The sequence below is a fragment of the Arsenophonus endosymbiont of Bemisia tabaci Q2 genome (assembly GCF_902713415.1).
GTDB lineage: Bacteria > Pseudomonadota > Gammaproteobacteria > Enterobacterales > Enterobacteriaceae > Arsenophonus.
Genome location: NZ_CACTIE010000055.1, coordinates 1 through 10,093 on the forward strand (window position 1 = coordinate 1; position 10,093 = coordinate 10,093).

16 protein-coding genes and 5 pseudogenes are annotated in these 10,093 nt (G+C 35.1%); 13 read left to right on the forward strand and 8 right to left on the reverse strand.

The window, feature by feature from the left end; all coding sequences use genetic code 11:
- The 8 genes and pseudogenes from ARSQ2_RS03145 to ARSQ2_RS03180 all read left to right on the forward strand — a co-directional run.
- Positions 1-403, forward strand: a 403-nt coding sequence (locus ARSQ2_RS03145) for an IS630 transposase-related protein (protein WP_238334287.1), incomplete at its 5' end; no start/stop codon positions are given.
- On the forward strand, positions 330-860 hold the full coding sequence (locus ARSQ2_RS03150) for an IS630 family transposase (RefSeq protein WP_202880414.1): 531 nt from the start codon (positions 330-332) through the stop codon (positions 858-860). The genes ARSQ2_RS03145 and ARSQ2_RS03150, both read left to right, overlap by 74 nt.
- A 30-nt stretch (positions 861-890) precedes the next feature.
- Positions 891-1,175, forward strand: a pseudogene (locus tag ARSQ2_RS03155) (sigma-70 family RNA polymerase sigma factor); the annotation flags it as partial.
- A gap of 47 nt (positions 1,176-1,222) precedes the next feature.
- Positions 1,223-1,738 carry a flagella biosynthesis regulatory protein FliZ gene (fliZ, locus tag ARSQ2_RS03160; protein ID WP_181994319.1) on the forward strand — a complete coding sequence of 172 codons (516 nt, stop codon included), beginning with the start codon at positions 1,223-1,225 and terminating at the stop codon, positions 1,736-1,738.
- A gap of 366 nt (positions 1,739-2,104) precedes the next feature.
- The gene (locus ARSQ2_RS11870) at positions 2,105-2,578 is read left to right on the forward strand and encodes an IS630 transposase-related protein (RefSeq protein WP_202880371.1); all 474 of its coding nucleotides are present in this window, start codon (positions 2,105-2,107) and stop codon (positions 2,576-2,578) included.
- Positions 2,493-2,726 carry a hypothetical protein gene (locus ARSQ2_RS03170; protein WP_181994320.1) on the forward strand — a complete coding sequence of 78 codons (234 nt, stop codon included), beginning with the start codon at positions 2,493-2,495 and terminating at the stop codon, positions 2,724-2,726. The genes ARSQ2_RS11870 and ARSQ2_RS03170 overlap by 86 nt, the downstream gene beginning before the upstream one ends.
- Positions 2,615-2,851, forward strand: a complete 237-nt coding sequence (locus ARSQ2_RS03175) for a transposase (RefSeq protein ID WP_181994321.1) — start codon at positions 2,615-2,617, stop codon at positions 2,849-2,851. Before ARSQ2_RS03170 ends, ARSQ2_RS03175 begins: the two co-directional genes overlap by 112 nt.
- An 11-nt stretch (positions 2,852-2,862) precedes the next feature.
- Positions 2,863-3,009, forward strand: coding sequence for a hypothetical protein (locus tag ARSQ2_RS03180; RefSeq protein ID WP_181994322.1), 147 nt, complete (start codon positions 2,863-2,865; stop codon positions 3,007-3,009).
- Between the two features lie 191 nt (positions 3,010-3,200).
- Here ARSQ2_RS03180 and ARSQ2_RS03185 read toward each other — a convergent pair whose 3' ends face one another.
- The 5 genes and pseudogenes from ARSQ2_RS03185 to manA all read right to left on the reverse strand — a co-directional run bounded on the left by ARSQ2_RS03185 (position 3,201) and on the right by manA (position 5,134).
- Complete coding sequence (locus tag ARSQ2_RS03185; protein ID WP_181994323.1) at positions 3,201-3,740, reverse strand: pentapeptide repeat-containing protein; 540 nt, start codon at positions 3,738-3,740, stop codon at positions 3,201-3,203.
- Positions 3,715-3,906 (reverse strand): pentapeptide repeat-containing protein, encoded by a 192-nt coding sequence (locus tag ARSQ2_RS03190; RefSeq protein WP_181994324.1) that lies wholly within the window; start codon positions 3,904-3,906, stop codon positions 3,715-3,717. The genes ARSQ2_RS03185 and ARSQ2_RS03190 overlap by 26 nt, the downstream gene beginning before the upstream one ends.
- 45 nt (positions 3,907-3,951) lie before the next feature.
- The gene (locus tag ARSQ2_RS03195; RefSeq protein WP_181994325.1) at positions 3,952-4,275 is read right to left on the reverse strand and encodes a DUF945 family protein; all 324 of its coding nucleotides are present in this window, start codon (positions 4,273-4,275) and stop codon (positions 3,952-3,954) included.
- A 158-nt stretch (positions 4,276-4,433) separates the two neighbouring features.
- Positions 4,434-4,520: pseudogene (locus ARSQ2_RS14110) on the reverse strand (hypothetical protein); the annotation flags it as partial.
- A gap of 113 nt (positions 4,521-4,633) precedes the next feature.
- Complete coding sequence (gene manA, locus ARSQ2_RS03200) at positions 4,634-5,134, reverse strand: mannose-6-phosphate isomerase, class I (RefSeq protein ID WP_238334288.1); 501 nt, start codon at positions 5,132-5,134, stop codon at positions 4,634-4,636.
- Between the two features lie 177 nt (positions 5,135-5,311).
- Here manA and fumC point away from each other — a divergent pair, with 177 nt between their 5' ends.
- Positions 5,312-6,709, forward strand: coding sequence for a class II fumarate hydratase (fumC, locus tag ARSQ2_RS03205; RefSeq protein ID WP_181994326.1), 1,398 nt, complete (start codon positions 5,312-5,314; stop codon positions 6,707-6,709).
- A gap of 51 nt (positions 6,710-6,760) precedes the next feature.
- Here the strand turns inward: fumC and tus are convergent.
- Positions 6,761-7,258 (reverse strand): annotated as a pseudogene (tus, locus tag ARSQ2_RS13545) (DNA replication terminus site-binding protein).
- A complete protein-coding gene (locus tag ARSQ2_RS13550; RefSeq protein WP_181994332.1) occupies positions 7,228-7,581 on the reverse strand; it encodes a DNA replication terminus site-binding protein in 354 nt (117 codons plus the stop codon). The pseudogene tus and the gene ARSQ2_RS13550 overlap by 31 nt, the downstream one beginning before the upstream one ends.
- Positions 7,582-8,119: 538 nt before the next feature.
- Between ARSQ2_RS13550 and ARSQ2_RS14605 the strand changes: the two genes are divergently transcribed.
- From ARSQ2_RS14605 to ARSQ2_RS03235, 3 genes and pseudogenes are all read left to right on the forward strand, one after another.
- Positions 8,120-8,446, forward strand: a complete 327-nt coding sequence (locus tag ARSQ2_RS14605) for a PhoPQ-activated protein PqaA family protein (protein WP_181994328.1) — start codon at positions 8,120-8,122, stop codon at positions 8,444-8,446.
- Positions 8,421-8,999 (forward strand): annotated as a pseudogene (locus ARSQ2_RS14610) (PhoPQ-activated protein PqaA family protein); the annotation flags it as partial. The gene ARSQ2_RS14605 and the pseudogene ARSQ2_RS14610, both read left to right, overlap by 26 nt.
- 145 nt (positions 9,000-9,144) lie before the next feature.
- The gene (locus tag ARSQ2_RS03235; RefSeq protein WP_181994329.1) at positions 9,145-9,489 is read left to right on the forward strand and encodes a hypothetical protein; all 345 of its coding nucleotides are present in this window, start codon (positions 9,145-9,147) and stop codon (positions 9,487-9,489) included.
- Here ARSQ2_RS03235 and ARSQ2_RS13555 read toward each other — a convergent pair.
- Positions 9,476-9,598, reverse strand: a complete 123-nt coding sequence (locus tag ARSQ2_RS13555) for a hypothetical protein (RefSeq protein ID WP_255487260.1) — start codon at positions 9,596-9,598, stop codon at positions 9,476-9,478. The genes ARSQ2_RS03235 and ARSQ2_RS13555 overlap by 14 nt on opposite strands.
- Positions 9,599-9,854: 256 nt before the next feature.
- Between ARSQ2_RS13555 and ARSQ2_RS03240 the strand changes: the two are divergent.
- A pseudogene (locus ARSQ2_RS03240) lies at positions 9,855-10,093 on the forward strand (hypothetical protein); the annotation flags it as partial.

A 10,093-nucleotide genomic window follows, 5' to 3' on the forward strand; every position in this document is an offset into this window, starting at 1 on the left:
TAATATAGCTAAGCGACTTAATTTTGATGACATTATTTATATGAGCTATTCAATTGATTTTAGACGTAAAGTGATATTTACGATGGAAGAAGAAGGGTTGAGTATCCGAGAAACAGCGAAGCAATTTCGGATTGGCTCTGCATCTGTATCGCGTTGGATTAATCAAATAGAGCCAAAAGCATCGACTACGCGTCAGCGAAAAATCGATAAATCCGAGTTGATAAAAGATGTTGAACAATATCCAGATGCTTACCAAAAAGAGCGTGCAGAGCGTTTTGGCGTTTGTCAGAAGGCCATTTGGCAAGCTCTTAAAAAAATGGGATTGACCTATAAAAAACTCTACGTCATCCGAAAGCCGACGAAAACACTCGACAAACGTTTCAACAAAAAAACAACAGTATGAAAAAGAAGGCAAGCATATTGTTTTTATTGATGAAAGTGGTTTTTCACACGATACCCCGCGGACTCACGGCTATTCCCCGAAAGGTCAACGGTGTGTTGGTCTCAAGAACTGGGGAGCTAAAGGAAGAACAAATGTTATCGGCGCTTTATTGGGCACAACGCTGTTTGCTATCGGATTATTTGATATCAATATTAACAGCGATGTTTTCTATGCATGGGTCACCCAAGTCCTTATCCCAGTACTTCCTAAAAACAGTGTAATCATGATGGATAATGCAACTTTTCACAAGAAACAGAGTATTCAACAAGTCATCATCGATGCGGGGCATATGGTGGAATATTTGCCTACCTATTCGCCAGATCTTAATCCAATTGAACATAAATGGGCACAAGCTAAATGCAAAAAAAGAGCGCTCGGATGCGACACAGATATTTTGTTCGCACTCAATATGGTGTAATCAAAATTAAGTCGCTTAGCTATATGCTTTTATGATAAGTGGCATGAAGTTCATGGTGAGAGCTGTGAACAGATTATTGAGGTTGACGACGAGCAAAATCCGCTGCAAACTTTAATAGCAACTGATATTCGCAAAAATATTATAAAGGCGATAGAATGTTTGCCTGAAAAGCAAAAAATGGTTTTGACGCTCTATTATCAAGAAGATCTAAACCTGAAGGAGATAGGCGCGGTGTTCAATGTCGGCAAATCCCGCGTCAAGCTACATAGTCAGGCGATAAAACGGCTACGAGCGCGCTTAAATCCAGATAAATAATATTTTTTATTTTTTTGTTTACGATTTACACACAGGGCTTATCTAATATGTCTGTTTCTAACCAAAAGAAGCGGCCATTGAGCCGTTATATTAAAGACTATAAGCATAGTCAAATTCACTGCGCACACTGTAACAAAACCCTTGATCGGATTTCATTGCTGTTTAATGATCAAATTCTAAATAAAGAAGCGATTTCAGCGATGACCGAGCTGGTTGATGAACAGGCTTGGGCCGAGTTACAGCATAAATTTACCGCGTTATGTCGTTTTTGTAGTGAAATCTATTGTAATAGTGATACTGGCTATTTTGATATTATGTCGTTTAAACAGTATCTGTTTAAAGAGACTGAAATGAGCCATAGTACCGTACGCGAATATGTGGTGCGGCTGCGTCGACTGGATGAGTTGTTAAGTGAAATGCAATTTCCGCTCGCTGAATTGGAGATTGAAAAAATTCAGGCTCAGATGCAGGATAAAATGACCGACTCTGTCTTTAGTAATTACAATATTGCGTTGCGTAAATATGAGCAATTCCTAGGCTGGCAAGCCGATCACTCAGCATAAGGTTGCTATGGATAGAAACTAAATTATTTCACAGTTATTAGATAAATAAAGCCTTAGCAAATCGCTAAGGCTTTATTTTTGGCAATGAAAAATTATTCTAGTGCCATTAAACTGGCATTGCCGCCGGCCGCCGGCCGCCGCAGTATTGACACTGACAGCTCGTTGATGGACTAAACGCTCAAGGAATAACTGCTGGTCTCCAGATCGATATCCTTGCACGGCAATAATTGGCCCGTCACGCTTAGCTACTGCCTGAAAAATGGTTTGTAACTGATGGCGATCGCCATGAAAAATAACCGCATCAAATTGGCAGTCGGTTAGTTGCCAATTATAGCTAAGCGAATTAATTTTGATGACATTATTTATATGAGCTATTCAATTGATTTTAGACGTAAAGTGATATTTACGATGGAAGAAGAAGGGTTGAGTATCCGAGAAACAGCGAAGCAATTTCGGATTGGCTCTGCATCTGTATCGCGTTGGATTAATCAAATAGAGCCAAAAGCATCGACTACGCGTCAGCGAAAAATCGATAAATCCGAGTTGATAAAAGATGTTGAACAATATCCAGATGCTTACCAAAAAGAGCGTGCAGAGCGTTTTGGCGTTTGTCAGAAGGCCATTTGGCAAGCTCTTAAAAAAATGGGATTGACCTATAAAAAACTCTACGTCATCCGAAAGCCGACGAAAACACTCGACAAACGTTTCAACAAAAAACAACAGTATGAAAAAGAAGGCAAGCATATTGTTTTTATTGATGAAAGTGGTTTTTCACACGATACCCCGCGGACTCACGGCTATTCCCCGAAAGGTCAACGGTGTGTTGGTCTCAAGAACTGAGGAGCTAAAGGAAGAACAAATGTTATCGGCGCTTTATTGGGCACAACGCTGTTTGCTATCGGATTATTTGATATCAATATTAACAGCGATGTTTTCTATGCATGGGTCACCCAAGTCCTTATCCCAGTACTTCCTAAAAACAGTGTAATCATGATGGATAATGCAACTTTTCACAAGAAACAGAGTATTCAACAAGTCATCATCGATGCGGGGCATATGGTGGAATATTTGCCTACCTATTCGCCAGATCTTAATCCAATTGAACATAAATAGGCACAAGCTAAATGCAAAAAAAGAGCGCTCGGATGCGACACAGATATTTTGTTCGCACTCAATATCGTGTAATCAAAATTAAGTCGCTTAGCTATAATTTGCTGCATGTTTATCTGCCCAATCGGCATTGCCTTGATAATCACCAAAAACACCTTTAATTTCCTCTTGTTTGACTAGTTGCTGAATTTTTGGCAAGTTTAAATATTTTTCATATAGGCTATCGATTGTGATCCCATATACTATATTAATCCCTTCAGTTCTGGCGGTCAGTAAGGCGGATATAAAGGTATTATTAAGTTCCTTGGATGGCATCAGTTGCGGCTGTTGGTTGAAATAATTGAGCAAGTCATTAGCCATGCCAGCTTGTTGTTCCAATATCCTTAGCATATTTGATGGATTGTTTTTTCTGCTCACTCATTAGTTGATTCACAAAGGTGCTAATGTTCTTATCGGTACTAAACGGGGTTTTTATAAAAATGTTTAATAGTGGTAGAGTAACTTCTTTTAGATCAACATTAGATGCTTTTAATGAACTGATTAACTGCCAAGCCAACTTGATTTTTAATTCATTATATCTATCGTGAATACTTGCGATACTGGTTAATAGAGTACCTTGATAATTGAAGTGATTAAGTTTAGTCTCTAGGTTTCTTGCTCTCCAATTGTTAGGGAGCGCTAAAGTTAACGTATTGTTTAAGCTAGCACCAGCAAAATTAGTGTTATTAATATCGAGTTTTTCTAAAATGGCCGAATGTAAATCAATATTGCTTAAGTCAACATTAGTTAGATTAGCGTCAGTCAGGTTGGTATTTGCTAGATTAGCGCCCGTAAGATTGGCATGCGTTAAATTAGATTGGCTGAGGTTAGCCGCCTGCCAAATTAGTTCCACTCAAACGAGCATCAGCCAGATTAGCATCAGTTAAATCAACGAAGTTCATTTGAGCTGAAGATAAAGTTGCCTGAGACAGATTAGCCCCGTTCATTATTTTGATTACAAAAATATATGTTTTTCTCCAATATAAATTTACTGATATAGAGTAATTACTTGTAATCATTTTAAAGTCGCCCAGCTATAATGTAATCAAAATTAAGTCGCTTAGCTATAACAGATTAAGTTTAACTATTTTGTTAATAGGAAAGGGGCCATGAAAGATTTTTGTGGCAAACTTAACAATGGTATTTTTTCTTTCGCTGTTCTCTTTTATACCAATAACCATGTCTGCGTTAGCAGTGAAAATTCCTCGCTGATAATTTTCTGTTTTAATATTAATACCAGCTTCTGGTGCATTATTTTTTAGTGTGATATTAGTACGTTCAATGAAAGTATCAAACTCTTCCTCAATTTTTCCGGTATACCAAGAGCCAATTGTCCAAATTACGGCAACAATTACAATCACACCTACAGCTACTAACGATTTCTTCATATATCCATCCCTTAAGGATTTTAGCGGGTAAAAGTTGATCAAATTTAATAAAATATATTATAGCTAAGCGTCTTAATTTTGATTACAAAATATATTTTTCTCCAATATAAATTTACTGATATAGAGTAATTACTTGTAATCATTTTAAAGTCGCCCAGCTATAACAATGGTGCAAATAATCCATTATCTTCAGGGTATAATGGCAACATTTTTTCTATCGTGCTCCAAGGTTCCCCTTTTTCTTGCTGTAGAACAGATTTAAGGCTGCAAGTAGCAGCTGCTTTTCTTTTGTTATCAGGCTTAAGAAATGTTTAAAAAGTTGTGCCAGTTGAGTTTCTGTTGGGGTCTTTTAAAATAGTTAAATAACTGGTGAAGCTTCGGCAATCGGCAGCAATAAATTAGCAATCTCCTTTAAATGGCGAAATGAATTAAGCGTTTTGAAAGGTGTTAAAGCATAAATCAATTCAGGCTTATGATTATCCTCTTTATAATTACGATTAGGACAACAGAGCGCAATTCCCGCTGTGTTTTCACGCTTAAACCCAACTTCGGCAGCGATTTTATCTGGGTGTACCTGAATAGAAAGTGGTTGAGCCGCGCAGACCACTTTGAATAAAAAAGGTAATCGATGAAATTTGTGGGCAATTTTTTCACCGAGGTAATAGCTTGGATCAGTTGCGATTAGTTTATCTAGCGATATTTTTTGCTGGCTATTTAAATCTTCAACCATAGAGTTGGCTTTAGGATGTGCTCCCATCCATAATTCAGCCATCGGCAAATGCTGAGAATTTTTGATATGGTAAAGCTTAGTTAGGGCATCTTTACTACCCCAATCATAGTGTTGAATTTTATTGATCATTTTAAACATATAATACTGCTCTTAGTTGATAAAAATTTATTTTTAACTGTAATGCAATAAACTCGCTTATCTCTCACATTTTAAATTAAAAATAGTGCATGATTTCAAGTACAATCAGTTTATCTGCAAAGATGGATTATGCATATCCAATTATTTTATGCTAAGGAGATAATAATAATGTCAGAATATCGCATTGAAAAAGACTCAATGGGTGAAATTAAAGTCCCAGCAGATAGCCTATGGGGCGCTCAAACGCAACGTTCGCTGCAACATTTCCATATCTCAGTGGAAAAAATGCCTGTTGCCTTGATCCATGCATTGGCATTAACTAAAAAAGCAGCAGCTGAAGTAAATAGCGATTTAGGTTTGATAGCAAAGGATAAAGCTAATGCTATTATCGCCGCAGCTGATGAAGTCTTAGCGGATAAGCATATGGCTGAATTTCCATTAGCAGTCTGGCAGACCGGCTCTGGTACGCATACTAACATGAATATAAATGAAGTATTGGCGAACAGAGCTAGTGAAATTTTAGGTGGGAAAAGAGGCCAGCAGCGCTTAATTCACCCGAATGACGATGTAAATAAAAGCCAGAGTTCTAATGATGTATTTCCTACTGCAATGCATGTAGCTGCTTTTATTGCTTTATATCAACATTTGTTACCTAGATTAAAAGAACTACAAACTACTTTTAAGCAAAAATCTGATGCCTTTAATGATATTGTCAAAATTGGCCGTACGCATCTGCAAGATGCAACACCACTAACGTTAGGCCAAGAAATATCAGGGTGGGGAGCAATGCTAGCTCATAATGTCCGCCATATCGAAGAAAGTATTCCGCATCTATCTGAACTGGCATTAGGCGGAACAGCGGTAGGTACCGGTTTAAATACCCATCCTGAATATGCCATTAAAGTTGCGAGTAAAATTGCAAAATTATCCGGTCTACCATTTGTTATTGCGCCTAATAAATTTGAATCTTTAGCTACTTGTGATGCTTTAGTTCATTCCCATGGTGCTTTAAAAGGTTTAGCAGCTTCATTAATGAAAATCGCTAATGATGTAAGATGGTTAGCATCAGGTCCGCGTTGTGGCATTGGTGAAATTATGATCCCAGAAAATGAACCTGGTAGTTCGATAATGCCAGGAAAAGTTAATCCGACTCAGTGTGAAGCTTTAACTATGCTTTGTGCTCAAGTTATGGGGAATGATGTTGCTATTAATATTGGTGGAGCATCAGGTAATTTTGAACTCAATGTTTTCCGCCCTATGATTATTGATAATTTTTTACAATCAATTCGTTTATTGGCGGATGGTATGCTTAGTTTTAATGATCATTGCGCTAAAGGTATTGAACCTAATCGCCAACGGATAGATAAATTATTACATGAATCATTAATGCTAGTTACTGCACTAAATACGCATATTGGTTATGATAAAGCCGCTGAAATTGCTAAAAAAGCACATAAAGAAGGGTTGACGCTGAAGCAAGCAGCATTAAAACTGGCTTATTTAAGAGCCGAAGAGTTTGATAGTTGGGTGCGACCTGAAAATATGGTTGGTAGTATGAAAAAGTAGTTTTTATATTTATACAAAAAGAAAATCGAATTAATAACCTCCGTTTTTTACTTAGATTTCTTGATAAAGATGTAATCGAGCAATAATTAATTTTAGTTTTTTTGGCTTATGTTTTATTTTTATATTATTAATATCATAGTCAGTAAGCGTACCTAATTTTGTCAAATGGTTTGTATCACTACTAAATGATAACAGTGGAAGAAGGCAAGCGTATTGTACTTGTTGTTTTTCATTCGCGTACCAAACTCTGGCAATCGGTTGAACTTTTACAGGGCGTTGTATTTTTAATATGGGATCATTCGAGATGCTATTTAAGTCTTGGATCTCTTTTTTAATTAAAGTACGCCATTGTTGTTTAGTATATGCCGACATTGTTTTTTCAGATTGATAGTTTTTATGTAGTCGCTCAAGTATTTACTCTTTTGTTACTTTATTGACGATATTTTTATTGGCCCACCCAAAATTAATGCTACTAGGTGACTCAACATAATTGATTTTACGATAGGGATTGAGAGTAATTAGGCCATGTAACTGTGTTGGTGAATAAATTCAAATCGTTGCTCTTTTTTTATCCCCGATTGATGAGTGACAATATTTTTTAATTCTGTTTTTAACTGATTAATTGTTTCCAGTTGCTGTTTTATGCCTAAATAATTTTCTACTGAAAGATTAAAAAATAGGGAAACAGGTAGCCTTATTGCAGTTTTATTACTAATGTGTTGCAGGCTATCATGAATAAATAATCGATTGTAGTTTGTTAATGCTAAGTTTAAGGCATCTTTTCCTGTCAAAGTGCTAATTGCTATTTGGTTAATATCATTATTTTCTTCTCCTTTCTTGGTTTCAAGTAATTTAAATACAATAGCTGAGATTAGAGATAAGGTATTAAGTTCAGTTAAAAAAACAAGCTAGTTCAGCTTTCAATAAATCAAAACATTTTGATAATTTATATCTTGCATCATATTTCATATAAAAGCCTCAATTTAGTTACAACAAGCTTTTTATTTTAATCATAATAGCACCTAACCTACTAAGAAAAAATAAAAAACTATTTTTTACTCTTTTCGTTTGTTTTTGTACTAAAAGCGGTGCCTCAAATATGCAACATTCGATATCACCAGCAATTTTTTTCAGTTTTCAAATATTATTATCTATTATCAACAATTATTACCTTCCAATCCGTTAAAATATTCTACATATGTGCAGGAGAAGATAGGCGACATAGAACTTATAAAATACAAAATGGTGTCTCAAGAGTGGTCACCTGAAAAAACTAGTTTCCCCACAAACATGGCGTTATAATCTTAATATATACATTCCTACAATACCGAAGCCTAAATATGCTCTTATTATAATAAATGGTGGAGCTAGTTATAATAGTAAGAATTTTTCACCAGATTTTAATAAAAAATGCTGATTGATATTGCTGAAAAAACTAATGTTATTGTTATTTCAATTAATAATATCCTAAATAATTATGTTATATCGAATGATGACAATAAATTTCTTAATGAAAATGATCAACAATATGATTTTATTGCCCCGAACTGGTCGTTATTTATGAATAATCCTGAGAGAAAGATATTACCATTAGATATACCTATGACTGACGTTGTTTCACAAACTATTCGGTTTACTAAACAAGAATTAAAAAAATGGAACATCAAAAAATTTATTGTCTTCTGGTGTGTGAGCTCAAGGATGTACTGCATGGTTAGCATCTATTGCCAATCCTGACATAGCTGCCATCGTTCCTTTTGCCAATGATGCCCTTAATACAGACAAAATGCTAAAACATCTATATCGGAGTTATGGTAAAAATTGGCCGTTCTCATTTCTTCCTTTTTATAATCAAAACATTGATCAGATGATCGGCTCATATCGTTTTTCAAAGCTAATGCAAATAGTTGATCCTCTACAATATCTTAATTCAGATCATCAAAATCGACTTAGCATACCAAAATATATTATTAATGCTAGCAGTGATGACTTTTATACCCCAGATAACTCTCGTTTTTATTACGATAAATTACCTGGTACTAAATCGTTAAGGATTATACCAAATATCAACCATATTAATATATTAGCTTTTACTGTACCTTCTTTAATATCATTTGTTAATCGCTTAAATAGAAATGTACCTTTACCAAAATTAAGTACCTGCATTTTTAAAAATAAACTTACTGTTCACTTTTCAGAAAAACCAATCAAAATAACTCGTTGGATAGCCAAAAATCCCGGTTTCTATAAGATGTTTTTTTATAACTACACTCGAAATCACAAAATATAAGCCCAAATTCACATATAAAAAATGCTCTTCATAATTGCAGTTTGTTTTAATAAATTGAATGAAATTTATATGAATGAGCAAGTAAGGCATACTGATCAAATAAAACAGATCAACTTCAAGCTTGTCTATCGACTTATCGATCAACTTGGATCTATTTCTAGAATTTCCTTGGAAAAAAGCTCAACTAGCGCCAGCGAGTATCACAAAAATTACCAGAGAACTTATCAATGCACACTTAATAAAGGAGGTTGAATTTCCTGATTTAGGTTTTAGAGGAAAACCAATAACTGGCTTAGAAATTATTAGCCAAGGTTGGCAATTTTTATGTGTTAGAATTAATAAGGATTCATTAATTTTATCGCTATATGAACTCAATAATAAACTTTTACATGAAGATATTACCGAGCTAATTGCCAACGATAATCATTCATTTAACGAGCAGTTATTAACAAAAATAGAGTATTTTTTACCTGTCATCAAGGCTGTTTAGAGCGGTTTGTAGCAATTAGTGTAATTACTAATGCTATTATTAATTCAATCGACGGCATTATATAGCTAAGCGTTTTAATTTTGATTACAAAATATATCTTTTTCTCCAATATAAATTTACTGATATAGAGTAATTACTTGTAATCATTTTAAAGTCGCCCAACTATAGTTAGCTCACCGTATTACAATATTAAAATTTTTCCACTAAAAGAACGATTAGAAGCTCGCATTAGTTTACCTATTTATTTACAAAGCTGTACTACTTGCCTTGTAGTGGTCTAATAAAACTGTAGAGATTTATAGCTTATAATATAAATATGCCACGAAAAGTAAAAGTGACCTTTAGCGCAAAGCAAAAACTGGAATATGCAAAACTCATGGTTGAAGGTTGGATATAGGAATATCCAAGTTAAAAAAATATCCGGTGCGGGTAAATCTGCCGTATTGCGCTGTAAGCAACAATATCTTGCTGAGTTAAATGGGAATACGCCTGTAAAATCAAAAGCGTTAACGCCGGAGCAACAGCGCATACAAGAATTAGAAGCAAAAATTAAGCGTGCTCAGAGGGATAATGACATATTAAAAAAGCGGCGGCTTACTTCATC